Genomic DNA, 24,392 nt, shown 5'->3' on the forward strand with positions numbered 1-24,392 from the left:
AACCACTGAAAATTTATCCAGCGTTTTTTGCGCCCGACTATCCATGATCAGCACTGAACTCAAAACCACGATCCAGGGTGCCTATTCGCGTTTTCTCGAAGCCAAGAGCTTGAAACCGCGCTACGGCCAACGCCTGATGATCGCCGAAGTGGCCAAGGTCCTCGGGGATATCGACACCGACGACGAAGGCCGCCGCGAGGGCGAGCCCGCGGTCGTGGCCGTCGAGGCCGGCACCGGTACCGGCAAGACCGTGGCCTATAGCCTGGCCGCGATCCCGACCGCCAAGGCCGCCGGCAAGCGCCTGGTGATCGCCACCGCCACCGTGGCCCTGCAGGAACAGATTGTCTATAAAGACTTGCCTGACCTCATGCGCAACAGCGGCCTGAACTTCACCTTCGCCCTGGCCAAGGGCCGCGGCCGCTACATGTGCCTGTCCAAGCTCGACGTGCTGTTGCAGGAAGGCCATGCGCAAACCGCCACGGCGTCGCTGTTCGAGGAAGAAGGCTTCAAGATCGAAGTTGATGAAGTCAGCCAGAAGCTGTTCACCAGCATGATCGAGAAACTCGCCGGCAATAAATGGGACGGCGACCGCGACAGCTGGCCCACCGCCCTGGAAGATGCCGATTGGGCGCGCCTGACCACCGACCACAGCCAGTGCACCAACCGCCATTGCCCCAACTTCGGCCAATGCGCCTTCTACAAGGCGCGCGAAGGCATGGGCAAGGTCGACGTGATCGTCACCAACCACGACATGGTCCTGGCCGACCTGGCCCTGGGCGGCGGCGCCGTGCTGCCCGACCCGCGTGACACCCTGTATGTCTTCGACGAAGGCCACCACCTGCCGGACAAGGCCATCGGCCACTTTGCCCACTACACGCGCCTGCGTTCCACCGCCGACTGGCTGGAAACCACCGCGAAGAACCTCACCAAGCTGCTGGCCCAGCACCCGCTGCCCGGCGACCTGGGCAAGCTGATCGAACAGGTGCCGGAGCTGGCACGGGAAATCAAGACCCAGCAGCAGTTCATGTTCAGCGCCTGCGAGCAGGTGGCCGACTTCAAGCCCGGTGAAGACGTCGAAGGCCGTGAGCGGCCACGTCATCGGTTCGTCGGCGGGTTGATCCCCGAGCATATGCGCGAGATGGGCATCGAGTTGAAGAAAGGCTTCTCACGCCTGACCGACCTGTTCACCCGTCTCACCGACCTGCTCAAAGAGGGCATGGATGGCGAGGTCAACATCGGCATCGCCAGCAACCAGGCCGAGGAATGGTACCCGCTGTTCGGCAGCCTGTTGTCCCGCTCCCAGGGCAACTGGGAGCTGTGGACCGCTTTCACCGTCGAAGATCCTGAAGACAACCCGCCCATGGCCCGCTGGCTGACCCTATCGGAAAGCGGTGCGCTGTTTGACATCGAGGTCAACGCCAGCCCGATCCTGGCGGCGGAAATGCTGCGGCGCAATTTGTGGAACGTGGCCTATGGCTGCCTGGTGACCTCGGCCACGTTGACGGCTCTGGGCACTTTCGACCGCTTCCGCATGCGTGCCGGCCTGCCGAAAAAAGCCGTCACCGCCGTGGTGCCGAGCCCGTTCCACCACGCCGACGCGGGCGTACTGCGGGTGCCGGACCTCAAGGCCGACCCACGGGACGCGCCAGCGCACACGGCTGCAATCATTCGTGAGCTGCCGGGGTTGGTGGAAGGCTCGCGCGGCACCCTGGTGCTGTTTTCGTCGCGCAAACAGATGCAGGACGTATTCGATGGCCTCGACCGCGACTGGCGCAAGCAGGTGTTTATCCAGGGCAACCTGTCCAAGCAGGAAACCCTGAATAAGCACAAGGCGCGCGTCGATGGAGGTGACTCCAGCGTGCTGTTCGGCCTGGCGAGTTTCGCCGAAGGTGTGGACTTGCCCGGCGCCTACTGCGAACACGTGGTGATTGCCAAGATCCCGTTTTCGGTGCCGGACGATCCGGTCGAGGCCGCGCTGGCCGAGTGGATCGAAGCGCGGGGCGGCAACCCGTTCATGGAAATCTCGGTGCCGGATGCTTCGTTGAAGCTGGTCCAGGCCTGCGGTCGTTTGCTGCGCACTGAGGAAGACCGGGGCACCATCACCTTGCTGGACCGCCGTCTGGTCACCCAGCGCTATGGCAAGGCCATCCTCAACGCCTTGCCGCCGTTCAGGCGCGAAATTTCTTAAGCCACCGTGGGCGAATGCGCCCACTTCGTGGTCTATCTCGATTATGTCATCAGGCCATTTACCGGCCGTCTGGGAGAACCTTGTCTGTATGATTCGCACGCTGCCCGCTCTTTTTGCCCTGCTGTTCACCGCACCGTTGATGGCTGCGCCCGCCGGGCAACAGACCTTGTTCAACTTCGTCCGGCCTGCCGATGTGGTCAAGGTGGCGACCCAGGACGCCAGCCTGCCGCAATACAATGCCGAACAGACCGCCGAAGGCGAAGTGCTGCGCCGCATCACCTTCAGCCCGGCCGCCGAACCGAGCCTGGTGCTCAGCCCGCAAACCGGCACCTGGGACTGGTCCCAGTCAGGGGCCGTGAGCCTGCGCATCCAAAGTGCAATGGACTGGGCGTTGACCCTCTACGTCAAGGTCCAGAGCGCTGACGGCCGTACCTTGGTCAGCCGCATCGACCTGCCGGCGGGCCCGGCCCAGACCCTGCTGGTCCCGCTGCAAGCCAACTCGCCGTTGAGCCAGGGCATGAAGGCTGGCCCGCCGATGCCGATCACCGTGGACGGCCAGCGCGTATTGCTGGCCAGCAGCGCCGGTGAAATCGACCGCAGCCAAGTGGTCTCGGTGACCTTGTCGATGATCAAGCCCAACGCCGCGCAAAGCATCCTGCTGGAGCGCTTTGGCGTGCAGGACAGCGAGCCGGTATTGAAAGCCGCCTACAGCGAGTTGGTGGACGCCTATGGTCAATCCACCCGCGCGCGCTGGCCGGAAAAAGTCAGCAGTGACGAGCAACTCAAGGCCGCCGCTGCCAAGGAGCAGCAACAGCTCCAGGCCTGGCTGGCGACGCGGGACAAATCCGCGTTGGACCCGTACGGCGGCTGGAACAAAGGCCCAGTGTTCGAGGCCAGCGGGTTTTTCCGCACCGAGAAGCGCGACGGGCGCTGGTACCTGGTGACGCCGGACGGGCATCCGTTCTATTCCTTGGGCGTCAACACCGTGGCGCCGGACAACAGCCAGACTTACGTGGCTGGCCGTGAATGGATGTTTGCGGCGCTGCCCAAGGCGGGCGAGCCTTTCGACAAGTACTACGGCAGCGGCGACCACCGCACCGGCAACGGCGCGGGTGAGGGCCGCAGCTTTGGCGCCGGCCGTTGGTACGACTTCTATGGCGCCAACCTGCAGCGTACTTACGGCGGGGAGGGTTTTGACCAGAAACGCTGGGTCGCCCACACCCTTGATCGCCTGCAGGCCTGGGGTTTCAACACCGTGGGCAACTGGAGTGAGCCGGACCTGGCCGGCGCCGACCGCGTACCGTACACCTTGCCGTTGTCGATCGTCGGCGACTACGCCAGCATCAGCACCGGCACCGATTGGTGGGGCGGCATGCCCGATCCGTTTGACCCGCGTTTCGCCATGGCCACCGAGCGCGCCGTGGCTATTGCCGCCCGTGATCATCGCGATGACCCCTGGTTGATCGGCTTCTTTGCCGACAACGAACTGGCCTGGGCGGGCCCTGGCGATGCGCCGAAATCCCGCTACGCCCTGGCCTACGGCACCTTGCGCATGACCACCGACGTGCCGGCCAAGCGCGCGTTCCTCAAGCAACTGCGTGACAAGTACCGTAACGAAGAAGGCTTGTCGAAAGCCTGGGGTATCCAATTGGCCGGCTGGGAACTGATGGAAGACCCGGGCTTCGAGCCGCCGCTGCCCAACCCCGAACATCCGGAAATTGAAGCTGACTTCAAACATTTCCAGAAGACCTTTGCCGATGCCTATTTCAAGACCATCTCCGACTCGCTCAAATGGCACGCCCCCAATCAACTGCTGCTGGGCGGCCGTTTTGCGGTAAGCACGCCTGAAGCCGTGGCGTCCTGTGCGCAGTATTGCGATGTACTGAGCTTCAACATGTACACCCTCAAGCCGCAGGACGGTTACGACTTCGCTGCCTTGCGTGCGTTGGACAAACCGGTGCTGATCACCGAATTCAATTTCGGCTCCAACGACCGCGGGCCGTTCTGGGGCGGCGTGACGCAGTTGGCCAAGGAAGAAGATCGCGGCGCGGCGTATGCCAACTTCCTGAAGCAGGCCATGGCCGAGCCGTCGATTGTCGGCGTGCATTGGTTCCAGTACCTGGACCAACCCGTGACCGGGCGTTTGCTGGATGGCGAGAACGGCCATTTTGGCCTGGTGGGCATCACCGACCTACCGTTCCAGGGCTTTGTCGACAGCGTGCGCAAGAGCAACCTGGCAGCGGTCGATCAGTTGGGCAAGGAAGCGCAGAAAGCCAAGGCTGTCGGAGCCGTGCATGAAAGTGAAGGCGGCAAGGCCGGGCACGAAGGCAAAGGCCCGGGGCAGGGCGCCGGGCATGCCGGTGGGCACGCTGGGAATGGTCATTGATTGAGGTCTGACGGGTTCCCAAAAGCCACAATGGCTGGAACAATGTCGACCACTTTTTGCTGTGTTTTCCGAGGGTGTTCAGGTGCAGATCCAAGGTCATTACGAACTCCAGTTCGAAGCGGTACGTGAAGCCTTTGCCGCGTTGTTCGATGACCCGCAGGAGCGTGGTGCCGGGCTCTGCATCCAGATCGGCGGTGAAACCGTCGTCGACCTGTGGGCCGGCACCGCCGACAAGGACGGTCTTGAGGCCTGGCACAGCGACACTATCGTCAACCTGTTCTCCTGCACCAAGACTTTTACTGCCGTGACGGCCCTGCAACTGGTGGCCGAAGGCAAATTGCAACTGGATGCACCGGTCGCCCACTATTGGCCGGAGTTCGCCGCCGCCGGCAAGGAAACCATCACTCTGCGCCAGTTGCTCTGCCACCAGGCCGGGTTGCCGGCAATCCGCGAAATGTTGCCGGTCGAGGCGCTGTACGACTGGCAACTGATGGTCGATACCCTGGCGGCCGAAGCCCCGTGGTGGACACCGGGCCAGGGCCACGGCTACGAGGCGATCACCTACGGTTGGCTGGTGGGCGAATTGCTGCGCCGCGCCGATGGGCGCGGGCCGGGAGAGTCCATCGTGGCGCGGGTTGCGCGGCCGTTGGGGTTGGATTTTCATGTGGGCCTGGCGGATGCAGAGTTCTATCGCGTGGCACATATAGCGCGCAGCAAAGGCAATATGGGCGATGAAGCCGCACAACGTTTATTGCAAGTAATGATGCGCGAACCTGCGGCCATGACGACGCGTGCATTTGCCAACCCACCGTCCATTCTGACCAGTACTAATAAACCCGAATGGCGGCGCATGCAGCAGCCGGCGGCAAATGGTCACGGCAATGCGCGCAGCCTGGCGGGTTTTTATAGTGGACTATTGGACGGTAGTTTGCTGGAAGCCGACATGCTTGAGCAGTTGACCCGTGAACACAGTATCGGGCCGGATAAAACGTTATTGACCCAAACCCGTTTTGGCTTGGGTTGCATGTTGGACCAGCCGCAGTTGCCCAATGCAACCTTCGGCCTTGGCCCGCGTGCTTTCGGGCATCCTGGCGCGGGCGGCTCGGTGGGGTTTGCCGACCCTGAGCATGATGTAGCGTTTGGTTTTGTGACTAATACATTGGGGCCTTATGTACTCATGGACCCACGGGCACAGAAGTTGGTCGGAATATTGGCCGGTTGTCTGTAAACCCCTTGCTGTTTCACGTTTTTTTGTTACAAAGGCAACTATAAGAAGACGCTGAACGAAATGATGTAACTTTAATGTTCTGTAAGCGTCTGTTTAACGGGTCACCCAGACCCCCGTTTCTTTTCTCATTTTGTGGATACCTCATGTTATCGAACAAGTCCTTGGCACTGGCGCTATGCCTCACTATTACCGGTTGCGCACAAACTCCACAAAATGATGCCGAGGGTGGGCATTGGTGGTCATTTGGCTCTGACAAGGCCGCCACCAAGGACCCAGTGACCCAAGCCGATGCCAAGCCGGATGCCAAGCCCGACGCCAAGCCTGCTGCGGGCGCCAAGCCTGCCGCACCGGTAGCCGCCGCTGCTGCGCCTGCCCCGGTCCCAGCCGCCAAGGCTGATACCGGCTCCAGCTGGTGGCCGTTCTCCTCCAAGAGCGCCGACGAGAAGGCTGCCGATGCCAAGGCCGACCTGAAAGCCGACCTCAAGGCCGCTGAGCCGGCACCCGCCGTCGCCAAGACGGACACCGAAACCCACTGGTGGTGGCCGTTCGAAAGCAAACCCAAGCCCTTGGCCAAGGTCGACGTGACCAACGTGCCGATGCCCGATCCGAAAATCACCCAGGCCTGGCTGGACGACTATGAGCCACGCCTGCGCGCTGCCATCAAGGACAGCAACCTGCAGCTGGAACGTCGCGACAACGTGCTCGTCGTGATTGCCCCGGTCGACGGCTCCTACAACCCGAAACGCCCGGCAATGTTGCTGCCGGTCACCCTGGGCCCGTTCACGCGTGTGGCCAAGGCAGTCGAAGCCGATCCAAAGACCGCCGTATTGGTATTGGGCCACGTTGATGCCACCGGCACCGCACCGGCCAGCCAGGCGTTGACCAAGGAACGCGCGCAATCGATCGCCTCGATCTTCAGCCTCAGCGGCCTCAAGCAAGACCGCCTGATGCTGCGCGGCATGGGCGACCTGATGCCCCGTGCCGCCAACGACAGCAATCAGGGCCGCGCCCTGAACCGTCGTATGGAAATCATGTTCACCCAGCGCTCGACCATGTTGGCCCTGTTGAGCAAATACAATTCCGGCAAGACGCCGCCTGTGGCTGAAATGGTTGCCGTGCAGAATGTTCCTGCCCCGACGCCTGCCGCCAAGGCTCCGGCGAAAAAAGCGGCTGCAAGCAAGGCAACCACCAAGAAAGCCGCTGCCAAGCCTGCCGCCAAAAAGGCCCCGGCCAAGCCTGCCGCCAAGAAGCCGGCTGCGGCCAAAGCCAAGGCCGACGCGCCGGCCCCGAGTGACCAGGCAAAAAACTGATCCGCTGAACCAGAAGGATAAAGCCGCATGACCCAGGCACTGGCCGATATGCGCCGTGATTACACACGGGACGGTTTGAGCGAGGCCCAGGCCCCGAGCGAACCGTTTGCCTTGTTCCACCAATGGTTCGGTGATGCGGTGAAAACCGAGCAGCCTCCGGTAGAAGCCAATGCCATGACCTTGGCCACGGTCGACCACGACGGTCGCCCGCACTGCCGCGTCCTGTTGCTCAAGGGCCTGGATGCGCAGGGCTTTACCTTCTTTACCAATTACCAGAGTGCCAAGGGCCAACAGCTCGCGGCACGGCCGTTTGCGGCCATGACTTTTTTCTGGCCGACCCTGGAGCGCCAAGTGCGCGTCGAGGGTCGGGTGGTCAAGGTCACGCCTGAGGAGTCGGACGCTTACTATCAGGTCCGTCCGCTGGGCAGCCGCCTGGGCGCCTGGGCTTCGCCGCAGAGCCAGGTCATTCGTGACCGGGAAGAATTGCAGGACCTGCTCAAGGCCACCGAGCAGCGTTTCAGCGACACGCAGCCCGATTGCCCCGAGCATTGGGGGGGCTATCGTTTGCTGCCCGAGCGCATCGAGTTCTGGCAAGGCCGCGCCAGCCGCCTGCACGATCGCCTGAACTATCGCCTGCAAGGGGCCGATTGGACACGTGAGCGCCTGGCGCCCTGAGCTGCACCTTTCGTCACTTCACTGGAATGATGCCTGCCGAGCCGACGTCTCAATGGGAGAGACTTAGGTTGCAGGCTGCTGCGCGGCTACAATGAAGAAACAGCTGCTGCATTGCCTGGAACGAGAGCGGGCTACCCGTTGTGGAGTTTTCCGATACTGGCAATCTGTACTCAGGCTGAATGAAAGCAATTTTCTGCGGTGCTTGCCGTGACAGGCGTCAAGCTGCAGCGTTTAATGAACACCTGTCCTTTGGAGTTGATGCTATGCGTAAGTCCGTTTTACTGGTTGCCTGCTTTACCACCCTGTCGTTGCTGTTGGGTGGCTGCGCCTCGAGTCTGACCGGCGACTCATACTCCCGTGACGAAGCGCGTCGTGTACAAACCGTGCGCATGGGCACCATCGAGTCCCTGCGTCCGGTGAAAATCGAAGGCACCAAGACCCCAATCGGCGGCGCTGCCGGCGCGGTCATCGGCGGCGTTGGCGGCAGTGCCATCGGTGGTGGCCGTGGCAGCATCGTTACCGCAGTGATCGGCGCTGTCGCCGGCGGCCTGCTGGGTTCGGCCACTGAAGAAGGCCTGACCCGCACCCAGGGCGTGGAAATCACCGTCCGCGAAGACGACGGCAGCACCCGTGCCTACGTGCAGGCCGTGCAGGAGAACGAAATCTTCCGCATTGGTGACCGTGTGCGCATCATGACGGTTGATGGCACGAGCCGCGTTACGCGTTAAGCGCGGGGTCTAGAAACAAAACCCCCAACCGGGTGACCGGTTGGGGGTTTTTGGTTTATAGGGCCACTATTCCAGGACGGTATTGGGGGGTTGAGTGTCGGCGACTGAGTAGGGTAAAAAACGGGCAATAAAAAACCGCCTGAGTAAGGCGGTTTTGTGGCAAACCCAGTTAGTGGCTGAGATTGCGACCTCTAGGATGCATCGACCTGCAGCGGGATACTAGCGCCGACCTTGCCGTCACGCAAGTCTAAGCGACTGATGATTGAGATCGATTCCGAAGTTCTATTGTGGAGTTATATGTCTGCAACGGCCTGCAATAAATCTCTTGAGCAATCCTGAATATGTAAGCACCGTCGTCACACTTTCAGCCCCAATGTTGGTTAGGATTCTTCCCGTTCTACGTTCGTCGCTTTCAGGTGCGTCGGGTACTCGCGCGAATTCTGGGCCGACCGCCACGGGCTAGTAATCCGTGCCGGATCAATGCGGAAGGACCATTAACCCGGCCGCCTCAAGGATGCATCGACCTGCATCCAAAGGCTCACATGTTCCGGTAAGTGCGCTGGAGGTAAGGCCCAACATTTGGAGGGCCGAGTATGTCCAAGTTTGCACGACGTACGTGGAACCTCGTAGTGAATGCCCTGCGTGTTTATCACGTGTGGACATTCCTGCGGGACAGCTTCGATGACCTGTAAGGTCTGAAGAAGTGGAGCCGCCTCGGTTAACCCCAAGGCGGCTTTTTGGTTTTTGGCTCGCCAGTTCAAACTGTCAAACGGAAGGTATGACCTTCTTGCGACTCGCCATCGCCGTCACCGCATACCCGATACACGCTGCCAGTATCGACCCGGTCAGAATTCCCATCCGGTCTTCTCCGGCAAATTCGCTGGCACCCGGTACAAACGCCAGGGACCCGACAAACAGGCTCATGGTAAAGCCGATGCCGCACAGGATCGCCACGCCAAACACCTGGCCCCAATTCGCGCCGCTGGGCAGGGCGGCGATGCCAGTCTTGATGGCCAGCCAAGTGAGGCCGAACACGCCGATGGTCTTGCCGATCAGCAGGCCGGCGGCGATGCCCATCGGTACGTGGTGGGTAAAGCTTTCCAGGCTGACGCCGGTCAGGGACACGCCCGCGTTGGCGAAGGCGAACAGCGGCAGGATGCCGTAGGCCACCCAGGGGTGCAGGGCGTGTTCCAGGGTGAGCAGCGGCGACGGTTCGGCGTTTTTGGTGCGCATGGGGATGCAGAACGCCAATGTCACGCCGGCGAGCGTCGCGTGAACACCACTCTTGAGTACGCACACCCACAGGATCAGCCCGATGATCAGGTAGGGCCCGAGCTTGATGACGCCTAGGCGATTCATTGCGATCAACGCAATCAGGCAGGCCCCCGCACCGGCCAGGGCAGCACCGGACAGGTCGGCGGAGTAGAACACGGCGATGACGATGATCGCGCCCAGGTCATCGATGATGGCCAGGGTCATCAGGAACAGCTTGAGCGATACCGGTACGCGCTTGCCCAGCAGGGCCAGCACACCGAGGGCGAAGGCAATGTCGGTGGCCATGGGGATCGCCCAGCCCGACAGCGCGGCAGGGTAGTCCTTGTTAATCGCCCAATAGATCAGCGCCGGCACCACCATGCCGCCGATGGCCGCTGCGCCAGGCAGCACCACTTGCGAAGGCTTGGACAGGTGACCGTCGAGCAACTCGCGCTTGACCTCAAGGCCGATCAGCAGGAAGAACAAGGCCATCAGGCCGTCGTTGATCCACAGCAATGCCGGCTTGGCGATTTTCAGTGCGCCAACCTGTGCCACCACCGGTACGTCGAGAAACGCGCCGTACAGGTGGGACAAGGGCGAATTGTTGATGATCAAGGCCAGTGCCGCAGCCGCGATCAACAACAGACCGCTGGCGGCTTCCAGCTGGAAGAAACGGGTGAAAGTGCTACGCAGAGGCAAGGGACGCTCTCCAATCCGGATTCAATAGGTGGGTACCCTAACCCGTACCGTTAGTTGTTAAAACAAAAGTTATATTCTTATTTGTTATAAGCGTCGACTCGCGATGACGCTTCGGTTAGGCCTGGCAATTGTGTGTCCTATTGAGGCGGGACTGTATCTGTCTGGCTTGTAGGAAACCCCCTAAAATCAGGGCTTACACCCTCAGAGAAACACGCCATGAGCGACCACCGTCCCTGGGCCCGCGAAGCCATTCGTATCATTGAAGCAGACTTCCAGCGCAGCGCCGACACGCACCTGATTCCGTTGCCGCTGCCGGGGTTGCCGGGTATCGAGTTGTACTTCAAGGATGAGTCCAGTCACCCGACCGGCAGCCTCAAGCATCGGCTGGCGCGTTCATTGTTTCTGTACGCGCTGTGCAATGGCTGGCTCAAGCCGGGCGCGCCGGTGATCGAAGCGTCCAGCGGATCGACTGCGATTTCCGAAGCCTACTTTGCCCGTATGCTCGGCCTGCCCTTTATTGCGGTGATGCCGGCGACTACCTCCCAGGAGAAGATCGCGCAGATTGCCTTCTACGGCGGTATAAGCCACCTCGTACAGGACCCGACGCAAATCTATGCTGAGTCCGAACGCCTGGCGCGGGAAAGCGGCGGCCACTTCATGGACCAGTTCACCTACGCCGAGCGCGCGACCGACTGGCGGGCCAACAACAATATCGCCGAATCAATCTTCCAGCAGATGCGCTTCGAGCAGTATCCGGAACCGAGCTGGTTGATCTCCAGCCCCGGCACCGGCGGCACCACCGCGACCCTTGGTCGTTATGTGCGTTATCGCCAGCATTACACGCGCGTGCTATGTGCCGATGCCGAGCGTTCGGTGTTCTTTGATTTCTACCAGAGCGGCGACGCGAGCCTGCGCCTGGACTGTGGTTCGCGCATCGAGGGTATTGGCCGACCACGGGTTGAAGCGTCGTTCTTGCCAGCGGTGATCGACGCAATGGTCAAGGTGCCGGATGCGCTCTCGCTGGCGGCCATGCATTGCCTGGCGGATCGGCTGGGACGGCGGGTGGGCGGCTCCAGCGGGACCAATCTGATTGGCGCGCTGATAGCGGCGCAGCAGATGAAGGCCGCGGGAGAGTCGGGATCGATCGTGGCGATCCTGTGTGATGGGGGCGAGCGGTATGCAACAACCTATTACGACCAGGCGTGGTTGGCGGGGCAGGGGTATGAATTGGGCGGGTTGATTGCCGCCGTTGCTGCCAGTGTCGAGCAAGGCCATCCGCTGCCGGACAGCATCCAGCGCGCCAACATCTGACACCACACAAAACCAAATGTGGGAGCGGGCTTGCTCGCGAATGCGGAGTGTCAGTCAACAAATCCATCAACTGATTCACCGCTTTCGCGAGCAAGCCCGCTCCCACATTTAACGTGCGGTGTTCTCAGGGCTCAAAGGCCCAACATATCCCGCGCCAACGCCTCGGCAATCCGGATCCCATCCACGCCCGCCGACAGAATCCCGCCGGCATAACCGGCGCCTTCACCGGCCGGGAACAGGCCTTTTACGTTCAAGCTCTGCATCGATTCGTTACGGGTAATCCGCAGCGGCGATGAGGTGCGCGTCTCGATACCGGTCAACACCGCGTCATGCAGCGAGTAGCCCTTGATCTGCTTCTCGAACGCCGGCAGTGCTTCGCGGATCGCCTCAATGGCGAACGCCGGCAAGGCCAGGGCCAAGTCACCCAGGGATACGCCGGGCTTGTAGGAGGGCTCCACACTGCCGATCGCCGTGGACGGCTTGCCTGCGATGAAATCACCGACCAACTGCGCCGGGGCGTCGTAGTTGCTGCCGCCGAGGAGGTAGGCCTGGGACTCCAGGCGTTCCTGCAACTCGATCCCCGCCAGCGGGCCGCCCGGGTAATCCACCTCAGGGGTGATGCCGACCACGATGCCGGAGTTGGCATTGCGTTCGTTACGCGAGTATTGGCTCATGCCGTTGGTCACGACGCGGTTCGGCTCGGATGTCGCTGCCACCACCGTTCCGCCTGGGCACATGCAGAAGCTGTAGACCGAGCGGCCGTTCTTGGCGTGGTGCACCAGTTTGTAGTCGGCGGCCCCCAGTTTCGGGTGCCCGGCGTATTTGCCCAGGCGTGCGGCATCGATCAACGACTGCGGGTGTTCGATACGAAAACCTACCGAGAACGGCTTGGCTTCCATGTACACGCCACGGCCGTGGAGCATGCGGAAGGTGTCGCGGGCGCTGTGGCCCAGGGCCAGGATCACATGCCTGGAAAGGATCTGCTCGCCGCCATCGACGACCACGCCGTTCAACTGCCCGTCTTCGATCAGCACGTCGGTAACCCGCTGTTCGAAGCGCACTTCACCGCCCAGGGCGATGATCTGCTCACGCATGTTTTCCACCACGCCGGTCAGGCGGAAGGTGCCGATGTGCGGCTTGCTGACGTAGAGGATTTCTTCCGGCGCACCGGCCTTGACGAACTCATGCAGGACTTTGCGGCCGTGGAACTTCGGGTCCTTGATCTGGCTGTAGAGCTTGCCGTCGGAAAATGTCCCGGCGCCGCCTTCACCGAACTGCACATTGGACTCAGGGTTGAGTACGCTTTTGCGCCACAGGCCCCAGGTGTCCTTGGTGCGCTGGCGCACCTCCTTGCCGCGTTCGAGGATGATCGGCTTGAAGCCCATCTGCGCCAGCAACAGCCCGGCAAAGATGCCGCATGGGCCAAAACCCACCACGATCGGGCGTTCGACCAGGCCTTCCGGCGCCTGCCCCACGACGTGGTAGCTGACATCCGGCGCCGGGTTGACGTTGCGGTCGTCAGCAAACTTGAGCAGCAGGGCGGCTTCGCCCTTCACGTTCAAGTCGATGGTGTAGATGAAGCACAGCTCCGAGGATGTCTTGCGCGCGTCGTAGCTGCGTTTGAACAGGGTGAAATCGAGCAGGTCATCACTGGCGATGCCCAGGCGCTGCAGGATGGCAGGGCGCAGGTCTTCTTCGGGATGGTCGATGGGCAGCTTGAGTTCGGTGATTCGTAACATGACAGGATCCGGTAGGCGGCGGGCTGAGTGGCCGGCTGTTTTGCAAACCGGCGATTATAAGCCCCAATGGCCGTTTCCCGTCATGTTAAAACAGCGCAGTGCCCAGTCAGTCGTCGCGCGAGCCGCCAAACGCTGCGCAGCCCCGTTGCACCTGGCCGTTGACGCGCAGCTCGGCGGTCATGTGTTGCAGGCTGCCGCTGACACTGTCGATGCAACGTTGCGGGGCGACCCACAGTTCGACGTGCTGGTTGTTGGCTTCGGTCATCAGGTTGAAGCGGCCGTCACCGATCTGTTCTTCCACATACGGCACCGCCAAGGGTGGCTGGCCTTCCCGCAGCAGCACCATGCCCTTGGCCGTGACGTTCATCGCCCAGGCGGGCTTGTGGCCGTTGGCGCGCAGGATCATGCGCTTGAAATCCGGGTCATCGCAGGCCGAGGTCGAGCGCTCGACGCGGTAGAGCTGCTGCAGGTCGACGCTGCCCTGGGTGCCGCTGGCGACCCCGGAGAATTTGCCACGCAGGTCGGCGAACAACGCTCCTTGCTGGCCGGCCAGGGACGCTGCTTCCTGCAGGATGCTGGTGCCGCCCGTGTCGTTGACCACGTAGTTGCGTTTGTCATTGCACGGCTGGAACAGCAGTTTGCCGCCGACCGCCGTGAGTTCGCCCTGCATGCGGGTCAGCCCGGCCAGAGACGGCGTGGCCGGCTCCTTGTCGAACATCTGGCACGCGGCGAACAGGGGGAACAAGGCAAACAGAGCGAGGGTATGGGCGGCACGCATGATCGGGTCTCCAGACAAGTGCCGCCACGTTACGCAGGCCGGCGTCGCATCACAACCCCGCCCGGCAGCTTAAGGCGATTCTGACAGACGACGGGTTCAGCCAACGATAAAGGTCTGACCCGTTTGCAAGCCTTCGACACTTTTTGCATAGGCCAATGCCACGTCGGCGCCAGCCGCCGGTTTGAAGCCACGAAAGTACGGCGCGTAGCTGCCCATGGCTTCAAGCAGGACCGTCGGGCTCACCGAATTGACGCGCAAACCCCTCGGCAATTCCAGCGCCGCGGCCTTGACGAAGGCATCCAGCGCGCCGTTGACCAGGGCCGCCGAGGCGCCGGTGCGGATCGGGTCGCGGTTGAGAATGCCGCTGGTGAAGGTGAACGAGGCGCCATCGTTGGCGTACTCGCGACCGATCAACAGCAGGTTGACCTGGCCCATCAGCTTGTCACGCAGGCCCAATTCAAAATCGCTTTCGCTCATGTCGCCCAGCGCGACGAAGTTCACGCTGCCCGCCGCGCAGACCAGCGCGTCAAAGGTGCCGGTCTGTTCAAACAGTTTGCGGATTGATGCGCTGTCGCTGATATCCACTTGGAAGTCACCGCTGCTGCGGCCGATGCCGATCACTTCGTGACGCTGGGCCAGTTCGGCCTTGACCGCCGAGCCGACGGTGCCGCTGGCGCCAATCAACAGGATTTTCATGGTTGTTCCTCCGGGTGAGTGAAGGCTCAGTCTAGAGTGGCTTTTCCAGTGGATAAACGCACTAATAGGCAACCTTTGGTTTTCATTTGGAAACAATCCATGAGCGAGATGGACGACTTGGCCGCATTTGCCGTGCTGATCGACGCCGGCAGTTTTACCGTGGCCGCCGAGCAATTGGGCTGCAGCAAAGGGCAGTTGTCCAAGCGCATCAGTCAACTGGAGGCGCGGTTCAGCGTGGTTTTGCTGCACCGCACCACGCGCAAACTCAGCCTGACGGCAGCCGGTGCGGCGTTGCTGCCCCAGGCCCAGGCTCTGGTGGTACAGGTGGAACGCGCCCGTCAGGCATTGGCCCGCCTCAAGGACGATCTGGCCGGGCCTGTGCGTATGACGGTTCCGGTGTCGTTGGGCGAAACCTTCTTCGACGGCTTGCTGTTGGAGTTCTCCAAGCACTACCCGCAGGTGCAGATCGAGCTGGAGCTCAACAACCGCTATCGCGATCTGGCGCGGGACGGTTTTGACTTGGGAGTACGCTCAGGCGCGATTGAAAACGAGCGCCTGGTGGCCAAGCCATTGCTGGCCTGGCATGAGGTGACCTGCGCGAGCCCGGCCTACCTCGAGCAATACGGCGAACCCAAGACCCCGGCCGACCTGGCCAACCACATCTGCTTGCTCAACAGCCACTACAGCGGTCGTGAGGAGTGGCTGTACCACCAGCAGCACGAACTGCTGCGGGTGCGGGTCAGCGGCACCTTTGCCTCCAATCATTACAACCTGTTGAAAAAGGCTGCGTTGGTCGGCGCCGGTATCGCACGCCTGCCGTCCTACCTGCTGCCGACTGAATTGGCTGACGGCCGCTTGCGCTGGCTCCTGCGCGATTATCAGACGCGGAGCATGCCGATGTACCTGGTGCACCCTTATCAGGGCGGCCTGCCGCGTCGCACCCAGGTGTTGGCCGATTACCTGGTGGGCTGGTTCAAGCGCAGCGGCGAGGCGCTGGATCGGCTTTAAGCGTAGCGACGCGCGATCAAGTGATCGATGGACAGGCGCCCCGGACCCTTCGCCACCAGCAGCAACAGCAGCGCAAGCCAGGTGCCGTGGGTCGGGTAGGCGTCCGGGTAGACGAACAGCTGAATCACCAGCGTCATGCCGATCAGGGCCAAGGCCGAAAAGCGCGTGGCCAAGCCAACCAGGATAAGCACCGGGAAAAAGTGCTCGGCAAACGCCGCCATGTGCGCCGCCACCTCCGGCGGCAGCAACGGCACAGGATACTCGCTGCGAAACAGCGGCAGTGTCGAGGCCGCCAGTTTCGGTTCGCCCAGTTGGAAGGTGCCGCTGATGATATCCACTGCGAAACCGTCGACTTTGGTTTGCCCGGATTTCCAGAACACCGCAGCAATCGAAAACCGTGCGAGAAAGGCAATCAGGCTGTAAGGGATTTGCTCGAAAAACGCGATGACCCGATTGATCAGGTCCCATGGATACGTGTTCATGGCGATACCTTTTGTTCTGGATACAGATGAGTGATGGCGTTTTGGCTGATCAGCAACGTCAGGCAGTGGTGCAGATCGAACTCGGCACTTGCTTCAAGCGCCTGCTCCACGGCTTTTTCCAATGGACTGCCATGGGCCAGGCTGTTGATAAACCTCGCTGAGCCACTGTCGATGGCAAACACCCTGACTTCCAGCCCCTGGCGCAATACCAGTGCAGCCTGGGCGTGCCAGGGGTTCAGGGTGGCCAGGGCACCCTCGGATTGATGCGCGGCCCATACCGCCACCACCGCGAAGGCAGAATTCAAGGTGGCAAGGGATGGGTGCAACTGCAGGCGCAATTTTCCGACGTCTGTCTGGCCTTGCATGACTTGAAGAATCGCTTGCTGGTCCAGCGGCCGGGTATCCGCCGCGTGGTAGGCACGCACGCGCAGGCGTTCCAGGCGCGCGATATCGGCCAGGTAGGGCACGCTGGCGGCCGGCTCAAAGTCCTGGATAAACGCTGGGAACGCACTGCCGTACTCGCTGATCAGCGGGCTGGTGGGAGGGCAAGCCTGTACGAACAGGCCCGCCATCGCGCGGAAGAATTCCTCGCCCACCAGTTGCAACGTCACGGGGTAAGCGGTTGCCAACGCGTTGATCAACGAACTGTGCACATTGTTGCGATACACCGCGAAGCGACTGGCCGGGTCGGCACCGTTGCGGCTGACCAGGCCTTCGGGGCAGGCCTGGTCCGGCGCCAATAGGGCTGCGGCAAAGTCGTCATAGAGGCTCATGGGGCCACCTGCGACAGATGCCATTGGGCCTGTTGCGCCTCGGCCAGCAATACGCTGAACGCCGGCACCTGATTATCCCGTTCGATCAACGTTGGCACCGGGCCGACGCGCGCCAGTACCTTTTCGTACAGTTGCCACACCGCGTTATCGATCGGAGCACCATGATCATCGATCAACAGGCGATCACCGAGGCTGTCCGTGTCTTCGGCAAAACCGGCCAGATGAATCTCACCCACCGCGTGCAATGGCAGTGCGTCGAGGTAGGAAAGTGGATCGCGCTGGTGATTGACGCAGGACACGTAGACGTTATTCACGTCCAACAGCAAGCCACAGCCGGTGCGACGGATGATCGCGCTGATGAAGTCAGTCTCGTCCAGGGTTGAGCGCTCGAATTGCAGGTAGGTCGACGGGTTCTCCAGCAGCATTGGCCGCTTGAGGGCGCTTTGTACCTGGTCAACGTGTTCGCACACCCGTTGCAGGGTAGCGTTGTCGTAGGCCAGGGGCAGCAAGTCATTGAGGAACACCGAGCCGTGGCTCGACCAGGCCAGGTGTTCGGAAAAAGCGTGGGGTTGATAGCGCTCGATCAACCTCGCCAACCGTGCCAGGTGCGTACGGTCCGGCGGGGCTTCGCCGCCGATGGACAGGCCTATGCCGTGCAACGACAGCGGGTACTGCTCACGGATCATCCCCAGATAGTGATGAAACGGGCCGCCGGCCACCATGTAGTTTTCGGCGTGCACTTCAAAAAAACCGATGTCGGGCGAAGTGTCGAGTACTTCAGTGAAGTGCTCATGCTTGAGCCCCAGCCCGGCCCGGCGCGGGAGGCCGGGCGCCTGAGCCTGGGCGATGGCTTGCAGGGATGAAAGGGGCATCGTCTGTACTCAGGTTTCGCCAGGGTCAGGACTTGGCGGTGAAGGCCGCTTCCTGGCCGAAACCGGTCGGCGAGGTGGAGCTTGGTGTTTTGAGGCAGGTGCCGGCGGGGACGAGTTTCCAGGCATTGGCCTGGTCTTTGGTTTTCGAGGTGCCGGCGCAGGACGTGCCGGCGCCAGCGGCGCAGTCGTTCTTGCCGGCTTCGGCGACACCGAAGCATTTCTGCATGTCGTCGGCTGCGTGGGCGGTGGTGGTCAGGGCAGACAGGCTCAGGGCGGAACCGAGGGCCAGGACGAGGGTGGCGGCGGACAGTTTGGTGGTCATGGTGTGTCTCCAGTAGTGGCGGGCGTATTTGCCTGCTTGGACCACTAGAGACGGCGGGGTGAACTTTGTTACACGTCTGCCGAAAATAATTCCAACAATGCAAATTTCAGGGCCCACACAAAGCAAAATGTGGGAGCGGGCTTGCTCGCGAATGGGGAGTACCAGTCACTGAATATGCTGACTGATCCACCGCATTCGCGAGCAAGCCCGCTCCCACATTTTGATCCGGTTCCTACAGCAAATTTCGCTTAACCGCCCAGGTACGCCTCACGCACCTTCGGATCCGTCAGCAACTGCTCGCCAGTGCCCTGCATGACCACCCGGCCGTTTTCCAGCACATAGGCGCGGTCGGCAATCTTCAGCGCCTGGTTGGCGTTCTGCTCCACCAGGAACACCGTCACACCGTCCTTGCGCAGCTGTTCGATGATGTCGAAAATCTGCTGGATGATGATCGGGGCCAGGCCCAGGGAAGGTTCGTCCAGCAGCAGCAGCTTGGGCTTGCTCATCAACGCGCGGCCGATGGCGAGCATTTGCTGTTCGCCGCCCGACATGGTGCCGCCGCGTTGGCTGAAGCGTTCCTTGAGGCGGGGGAACAGGTGCAGCACCTTGTCCATCTGTTCCTGATAGTCGCCCTTGTCGGTAAAGAACCCGCCCATGGCCAGGTTCTCTTCCACGGTCAGGCGCGAAAACACGCGACGGCCTTCCGGCACTACCGCGATGCTCTTGCGCATGATGTGCGACGACTGTTGGCCCACCAGTTCTTCACCCATGTAGCGGATGCTGCCGCTGTGGGCCTGGGGCGAACCGCACAGGGTCATCAGCAAGGTCGACTTGCCGGCGCCGTTGGCGCCGATCAGCGTGACGATCTCACCCTGGCGAACCTCCACATTGACGCTGTGCAGGGCCTGGATCTTGCCGTAGAAAGTGGAAACGTTTTCGAATTGCAGCATTTTACGCTTCCCCCAGATAGGCTTTGATCACTTCGGGATTGTCACGGATCTGCTCCGGGCTCCCGTTGGCCAGAGGCGTGCCCTGGTTGATCACGACGATGTGGTCGGAAATGCTCATGACCAGTTTCATGTCGTGTTCGATCAACAGCACGGTGGCGTTGTTTTCCTCGCGCAGCACGCTGATCAGCGCCTTGAGGTCTTCGGTTTCCCTGGGGTTCAGGCCGGCGGCAGGTTCGTCGAGCATGAGGATGCGCGGGCGGGTCATCATGCAACGGGCGATTTCCAGGCGGCGTTGCTGACCATAGGCCAGGGTGCCGGCCGGGCGGTTGGCAAACTCGGTGAGGTTGACCTTGTCCAGCCAGTATTCGGCGTACTCCATGGCCTCGCGCTCGCTTTTGCGAAACGCCGGGGTCTTGAACAAGCCTGCGAAGAAGTTGGTGTTCAAGTGACGGTGCTGGGCGATCAACAGGTTCTCGACCGCCGTCATGTCCTTGAACAGTCGCACGTTCTGGAAGGTGCGCACCACGCCCTTGCGGGCGATTTCGTGACCGGCCAGGCCCTGGATCGGCTGTCCGTCCAGCAGGATGCTGCCGCCGCTTGGCTTGTAGAAGCCGGTGAGGCAGTTGAACACCGTGGTCTTGCCGGCGCCGTTGGGGCCGATCAACGCCACAACCTGTTTTTCTTTCACGGTCAGGGCCACGCCATTGACCGCCAGCAAGCCGCCGAAGCGCATGCTCAAGTTTTCGACTTTCAGGATCTCGCGGCTCATTTGCGCAGCTCCATGTGTGGACGTTGCATGGGCAGCAGGCCTTGAGGGCGCCAGATCATCATCAGCACCATGAGGGCGCCGAACATCAACATGCGGTATTCACTGAATTCGCGCATCATTTCCGGCAGCAGGATCATCACGATCGCCGCCAGGATCACGCCCAGTTGCGAGCCCATGCCACCCAGTACCACGATGGCGAGGATGATCGCCGACTCGATAAAGGTGAATGACTCCGGCGTCACCAGCCCTTGGCGCGCGGCGAAGAAGCTGCCGGCGAAACCGGCGAACGCAGCACCCAGGGTAAAGGCGGAAAGCTTGATGATGGTCGGGTTCAGGCCCAGCGCGCGGCAGGCGATCTCATCTTCGCGCAGCGCTTCCCACGCGCGGCCGATCGGCATGCGCAGCAGGCGGTTGATCACGAACAGTGCGGCCAGTGCCAGCAACAGCGCCACCAGGTACAGGAACACCACTTTGCTCACCGGGTTGTAGGCAATCCCGAAGTACTCGTGGAAGGTCTGCATGCCCTCTGCGGCGGTGCGGTCGAACGACAGGCCGAAGAACGTCGGCTTGGGGATGCTGCTGATGCCGTTGGGTCCACCGGTGATATCAGTGAGGTTACGCAGGAACAGGCGGATGATCTCCCCAAAGCCCAGGGTCACGATCGCCAGGTAGTCGCCGCGCAGGCGCAGCACCGGGAAACCCAGCAGGAAGCCAAACGTGGCCGCCGCCATGCCCGCCAGTGGCAGGCAGATCCAGAAGCTCCAGCCCAGGTAATGCGAGAGCAGCGCGTAGGTGTAGGCACCCACGGCATAAAAACCCACATAACCCAGGTCGAGCAGGCCGGCCAGGCCGACCACGATGTTCAGGCCCAGGCCCAGCAACACGTAGATCAGGATCAGGGTGGCGATATCGACTGCGCCGCGCGAGCCGAAGAACGGCCAGATCAGCGCGGCCACGATCAAGCCGATGATGATGTAGCGCTGGGTGCGCGGCAGGGTCAGGAATTGGCTGACCTTGGGTGATACCAAAGGGCGACGGTTGCCCTTGAACAAGGCCCCGACCTGCTGGGTGAACAGCACGCGCAGGAACAGCAGCACCGAACACAAGGCGATGATGGTCAGGGTCACGGGACCGGTGCCATGCACTTCCAGATTGATGCCGACAATGCTCAGCTTGAGGCCCAGTACCGGAAAGGCCACGGCCCACACCAGCAAGGCGCTGAAAAACGCCGATTTAAGATATCTGCTCATACTTTCTCAACCTCCGGACGGCCCAGGATGCCGGTCGGACGGAACAACAACACCAGAACCAACAGGCCGAACGCCACGACGTCCTTGTACTGGTCGCCGAAGATATCGGCGCCAAAGGCCTCGGCCACACCCAGCACCAGGCCGCCGAGCATCGCGCCCGGAATGCTGCCGATGCCGCCCAATACCGCCGCGGTAAAGGCCTTGAGGCCCACCAGGAAACCGGCGTTGGGGTTGATCACGCCGTACTGCATGCTCAGCAGTACCGCCGCGACGGCTGCCAGCGCGGCACCGATCACGAAGGTCAGGGCAATGATGTTGTTGGTGTTGATGCCCAGCAGGTTGGCCATCTTGATGTCTTCGGCGCAAGCCCTGCAGGCGCGCCCCAGACGGGAGCGGGAGATGAACAGGGTCAGGCCCAGCATGGCCACCAGGGTGACGACGAAGACCAGGATCTGCATATAGGAAACCAGCACTTCCTGCGCGCCACCCGGGCCGAAGGAGAAGCTCCCCGGGATCAGGTTGGGGATGGATTTATCCTTGGAGTCCTGGGACAGCAATACGGTGTTCTGCAGGAAAATCGACATGCCGATGGCGGAAATCAGCGGGATCAGGCGGTTGCTGCCACGCAAGGGACGGTAGGCAACGCGCTCGATACTGTAGCCATAGGCACTGGTCACGATGATTGACGCAAGGAACGCGGCGGTCATCAACAGCGGCAGGGAGTGGATCCCCATCATGGCCAACCCGGCAAGGGCGATAAAGGCCACGTAGGAACCAATCATGTACACCTCGCCATGGGCGAAGTTGATCATTCCAATGATGCCGTAAACCATGGTGTAGCCAATGGCTATCAAGGCATAGGTGCTGCCAATGGTCAGGCCATTAACCAGCTGTTGGAAAAAATGATAGAGCTCAGGCATTACAGCGCTCCTAAAAACCCGATACGCATTTCACTGGTGGAGTCATTTCCGGCCTGTGCCCTGTTCTATGACCAGGTTGCACAAAGCGTTTGCCAGCGAACCGCTGGTGACGGTTTTAAGATTTTCAGGTGAGCCAGCGCCCGGATCGCGGGTGACAGGCCCATAAACCTCGTAAAACAAAGCCCACTGCTCTCACAGTGGGCTTGCAGGACCAGTAACGCCTGGCTTACTGAGGGGATACTTCGGTTTTCGGCTTGCCGAAGTGCCATTCGTAGACCACGAATTTGAAGTCCTTCAGGTCGCCCTTGGCGTCGAAGCTCAGGTCGCCGGTTGGGGTCTTGAAAGTACCCGCGTGGATGGCTTCGGCCACTTTGGCGGTGTCTTCGCTCTTCGCGGCTTTGATACCGCCAGCGATCACTTCGATAGCCGAATAGGCCGGGAACACGAATGGACCGGTCGGGTCCTGCTTGTTCTTGGCGAACTCGTCAACGATGGCTTTGTTGGCAGGCTCCGTGTCGAAGGATTTAGGCAGGGTGACCAGCAGGCCTTCGGAAGCGCCTTGGGCGATTTGCGAGATGGAGTCGTTGCCGACGCCTTCAGGGCCCATGAACTTGGCGTTCAGGCCTTTTTCCTTGGCTTGGCGCAGGATCAGGCCCAGCTCAGGGTGGTAGCCGCCGTAGTAGACGAAGTCGACATTGGCTTGCTTGAGTTTCTGGATGATCGAGGAGAAGTCCTTGTCACCGGCGTTCAGGCCTTCGAAGACCGCGACCTTGGTGCCTTTTTCTTCCAGGGTTTTCTTCACGGCGCTGGCGATGCCTTCACCGTATTGCTGCTTGTCGTGCAGGACGGCGACGATTTTCGGCTTCACGTGGTCGGCGATGTAGTTGCCGGCCGCTGGGCCCTGGGCGCTGTCCAGGCCGATGGTGCGGAAGATCAGCTTGTAGCCACGGGCGGTGATTTCCGGGCTGGTGGCGGCCGGGGTAATCATGATCACGCCTTCGTCTTCGTAGATATCGGACGCAGGCTGAGTGGAGCTGGAGCAGAGGTGGCCAACCACGAACTTGACGCCGTCGTTGACCACTTTGTTGGCGACGGCAACGGCTTGTTTAGGATCGCAGGCGTCGTCGTATTCCTTGGCCTCAAGCATCTTGCCATCAACGCCGCCCTTGGCGTTGATGTCGGCGATGGCCTGCTTGGCACCCATGAATTGCATGTCGCCGTATTGCGTCACCGGGCCGGTTTTAGGGCCGGCGATACCGATCTTGATGGTGTCGGCGGCGAACGAATGGCCGGCAACCCCAGCCAGGACCATAGCGGCAAACAGTTTGGAAATCTGCTTAGTAGCCTTGTTCATAGTGCTCCACTCTTACTGTTGTATTTTTTATAGTTCTAGCGGCCTTGTGAGCTGCAGAACCGGATCGGATATCCCGGATATCCCCCCGGCAGTGCCCTGGCAACTGTACCGGTACAGTGTAGAGCGCCGGTTGATCGCTTGAAAAGCTGGCTGCTGGGGGCAAAACCCGGGTGTGTCGCTTAAATGAAAGAAAAAGACAGAATTGCGGCGGGGTGATGCCAGAGTTCCAGGCAATCCTTGGCTTTGCTGACACTTTCTCTCGATGACTCAATTGCAACTGGGTTTTTCTACCTCGGCCGCGACGTTATGATTGCGCCGATTTTTCCCCAAGGTGAACTCCCATGATGCAAGAACCTAGCACCCTCTATGCCAAGCTGCTCGGTGAAACCGCCGAAATATCCTGGAAGGAGCTTGAGCCGTTCTTTGCCAAAGGTGCCCTATTGTGGGTCGACGCCAGCCTGGATTTGATCGAGGCTGCCGAAGGAATGGCCGAAGACAACCGTGACAAAGTCGCTGCCTGGCTGGCCTCGGGCAACTTGGCTGAAGTGTCTGCCACGCGGGCGCTGGACCTGGTGGAGCGCGATCCCAGCTTATGGGCGGTGGTTGTTTCCCCGTGGATCCTGATCCAGGAAAGGGCAGTGCTCGCGCCATAAGCACTGAAATGGTGCGTGATGCTGCGCTTAAAAAGTGTGTAGCGGAG

Annotated in this window: 22 protein-coding genes; 9 read left to right on the forward strand and 13 right to left on the reverse strand. The window is 61.2% G+C overall.

From position 1 onward, the window contains the following. Window positions 1-43: 43 nt before the first annotated feature. The 6 genes from dinG to H0Z09_RS14510 all read left to right on the forward strand — a co-directional run bounded on the left by dinG (window position 44) and on the right by H0Z09_RS14510 (window position 8,515). A complete protein-coding gene (dinG, locus tag H0Z09_RS14485) occupies window positions 44-2,188 on the forward strand; it encodes an ATP-dependent DNA helicase DinG (protein ID WP_076950068.1) in 2,145 nt (714 codons plus the stop codon). Between the two features lie 88 nt (window positions 2,189-2,276). Beyond that, window positions 2,277-4,574, forward strand: coding sequence for a beta-galactosidase (locus tag H0Z09_RS14490; protein ID WP_186691181.1), 2,298 nt, complete (start codon window positions 2,277-2,279; stop codon window positions 4,572-4,574). Window positions 4,575-4,656: 82 nt separating this feature from the next. After that, complete coding sequence (locus H0Z09_RS14495; protein WP_186691182.1) at window positions 4,657-5,802, forward strand: serine hydrolase; 1,146 nt, start codon at window positions 4,657-4,659, stop codon at window positions 5,800-5,802. A 143-nt stretch (window positions 5,803-5,945) separates the two neighbouring features. Then, window positions 5,946-7,112, forward strand: a complete 1,167-nt coding sequence (locus tag H0Z09_RS14500; protein ID WP_186691183.1) for an OmpA family protein — start codon at window positions 5,946-5,948, stop codon at window positions 7,110-7,112. A gap of 27 nt (window positions 7,113-7,139) precedes the next feature. Then, the gene (pdxH, locus tag H0Z09_RS14505) at window positions 7,140-7,787 is read left to right on the forward strand and encodes a pyridoxamine 5'-phosphate oxidase (RefSeq protein WP_186691184.1); all 648 of its coding nucleotides are present in this window, start codon (window positions 7,140-7,142) and stop codon (window positions 7,785-7,787) included. 263 nt (window positions 7,788-8,050) lie between these two features. Further along, entirely contained in the window at window positions 8,051-8,515 is a 465-nt protein-coding gene (locus tag H0Z09_RS14510; protein WP_003231137.1) for a glycine zipper 2TM domain-containing protein, read from the forward strand. 765 nt (window positions 8,516-9,280) lie between these two features. Here H0Z09_RS14510 and nhaA read toward each other — a convergent pair. After that, entirely contained in the window at window positions 9,281-10,468 is a 1,188-nt protein-coding gene (nhaA, locus tag H0Z09_RS14515) for a Na+/H+ antiporter NhaA (RefSeq protein WP_186691185.1), read from the reverse strand. 216 nt (window positions 10,469-10,684) lie between these two features. Here nhaA and H0Z09_RS14520 point away from each other — a divergent pair, with 216 nt between their 5' ends. Further along, window positions 10,685-11,779: a PLP-dependent cysteine synthase family protein gene (locus H0Z09_RS14520; RefSeq protein ID WP_186691186.1), complete on the forward strand. Its 1,095-nt coding sequence runs from the start codon at window positions 10,685-10,687 to the stop codon at window positions 11,777-11,779. Window positions 11,780-11,910: 131 nt separating this feature from the next. On the opposite strand, the gene H0Z09_RS14525 is transcribed toward H0Z09_RS14520, so the two are convergent. From H0Z09_RS14525 to H0Z09_RS14535, 3 genes are all read right to left on the reverse strand, one after another. Continuing rightward, window positions 11,911-13,518: an NAD(P)/FAD-dependent oxidoreductase gene (locus H0Z09_RS14525; protein WP_186691187.1), complete on the reverse strand. Its 1,608-nt coding sequence runs from the start codon at window positions 13,516-13,518 to the stop codon at window positions 11,911-11,913. A gap of 106 nt (window positions 13,519-13,624) precedes the next feature. Next, window positions 13,625-14,296, reverse strand: coding sequence for a hypothetical protein (locus tag H0Z09_RS14530; protein ID WP_076950075.1), 672 nt, complete (start codon window positions 14,294-14,296; stop codon window positions 13,625-13,627). A 96-nt stretch (window positions 14,297-14,392) separates the two neighbouring features. Continuing rightward, window positions 14,393-14,992: a short chain dehydrogenase gene (locus tag H0Z09_RS14535; RefSeq protein WP_076950076.1), complete on the reverse strand. Its 600-nt coding sequence runs from the start codon at window positions 14,990-14,992 to the stop codon at window positions 14,393-14,395. Between the two features lie 99 nt (window positions 14,993-15,091). On the opposite strand from H0Z09_RS14535, the gene H0Z09_RS14540 reads away from it, so the two are divergent. Then, a complete protein-coding gene (locus H0Z09_RS14540; protein ID WP_186691188.1) occupies window positions 15,092-16,000 on the forward strand; it encodes a LysR family transcriptional regulator in 909 nt (302 codons plus the stop codon). Here H0Z09_RS14540 and H0Z09_RS14545 read toward each other — a convergent pair. The 9 genes from H0Z09_RS14545 to H0Z09_RS14585 all read right to left on the reverse strand — a co-directional run bounded on the left by H0Z09_RS14545 (window position 15,997) and on the right by H0Z09_RS14585 (window position 23,692). Continuing rightward, on the reverse strand, window positions 15,997-16,482 hold the full coding sequence (locus tag H0Z09_RS14545; RefSeq protein ID WP_186691189.1) for a DoxX family protein: 486 nt from the start codon (window positions 16,480-16,482) through the stop codon (window positions 15,997-15,999). The genes H0Z09_RS14540 and H0Z09_RS14545 overlap by 4 nt on opposite strands. Further along, entirely contained in the window at window positions 16,479-17,255 is a 777-nt protein-coding gene (locus tag H0Z09_RS14550; protein ID WP_186691190.1) for a DNA-binding domain-containing protein, read from the reverse strand. Before H0Z09_RS14550 ends, H0Z09_RS14545 begins: the two co-directional genes overlap by 4 nt. Then, window positions 17,252-18,127: a DUF692 domain-containing protein gene (locus H0Z09_RS14555; RefSeq protein ID WP_186691191.1), complete on the reverse strand. Its 876-nt coding sequence runs from the start codon at window positions 18,125-18,127 to the stop codon at window positions 17,252-17,254. The genes H0Z09_RS14550 and H0Z09_RS14555 overlap by 4 nt, the downstream gene beginning before the upstream one ends. Before the next feature lie 25 nt (window positions 18,128-18,152). Next, the gene (locus H0Z09_RS14560; protein WP_012722651.1) at window positions 18,153-18,449 is read right to left on the reverse strand and encodes a DUF2282 domain-containing protein; all 297 of its coding nucleotides are present in this window, start codon (window positions 18,447-18,449) and stop codon (window positions 18,153-18,155) included. 248 nt (window positions 18,450-18,697) lie between these two features. Beyond that, the gene (locus H0Z09_RS14565) at window positions 18,698-19,399 is read right to left on the reverse strand and encodes an ABC transporter ATP-binding protein (protein WP_017844798.1); all 702 of its coding nucleotides are present in this window, start codon (window positions 19,397-19,399) and stop codon (window positions 18,698-18,700) included. Window position 19,400: 1 nt separating this feature from the next. Then, window positions 19,401-20,168: a high-affinity branched-chain amino acid ABC transporter ATP-binding protein LivG gene (gene livG, locus H0Z09_RS14570; protein WP_076950082.1), complete on the reverse strand. Its 768-nt coding sequence runs from the start codon at window positions 20,166-20,168 to the stop codon at window positions 19,401-19,403. Then, window positions 20,165-21,418 carry a high-affinity branched-chain amino acid ABC transporter permease LivM gene (locus tag H0Z09_RS14575; protein WP_076950083.1) on the reverse strand — a complete coding sequence of 418 codons (1,254 nt, stop codon included), beginning with the start codon at window positions 21,416-21,418 and terminating at the stop codon, window positions 20,165-20,167. The genes livG and H0Z09_RS14575 overlap by 4 nt, the downstream gene beginning before the upstream one ends. Beyond that, the gene (gene livH / locus H0Z09_RS14580) at window positions 21,415-22,338 is read right to left on the reverse strand and encodes a high-affinity branched-chain amino acid ABC transporter permease LivH (RefSeq protein WP_076950084.1); all 924 of its coding nucleotides are present in this window, start codon (window positions 22,336-22,338) and stop codon (window positions 21,415-21,417) included. Before livH ends, H0Z09_RS14575 begins: the two co-directional genes overlap by 4 nt. Before the next feature lie 226 nt (window positions 22,339-22,564). Continuing rightward, entirely contained in the window at window positions 22,565-23,692 is a 1,128-nt protein-coding gene (locus tag H0Z09_RS14585) for a branched-chain amino acid ABC transporter substrate-binding protein (protein WP_076950085.1), read from the reverse strand. A gap of 341 nt (window positions 23,693-24,033) precedes the next feature. Here H0Z09_RS14585 and H0Z09_RS14590 point away from each other — a divergent pair, with 341 nt between their 5' ends. Beyond that, window positions 24,034-24,345 carry a DUF2288 domain-containing protein gene (locus tag H0Z09_RS14590; RefSeq protein WP_186691192.1) on the forward strand — a complete coding sequence of 104 codons (312 nt, stop codon included), beginning with the start codon at window positions 24,034-24,036 and terminating at the stop codon, window positions 24,343-24,345. The last annotated feature ends 47 nt before the right edge of the window (window positions 24,346-24,392 follow it).

The organism is Pseudomonas sp. SWRI18, from assembly GCF_014268345.1.
In the GTDB taxonomy this organism is placed as follows: Bacteria; Pseudomonadota; Gammaproteobacteria; order Pseudomonadales; family Pseudomonadaceae; genus Aquipseudomonas; species Aquipseudomonas cedrina.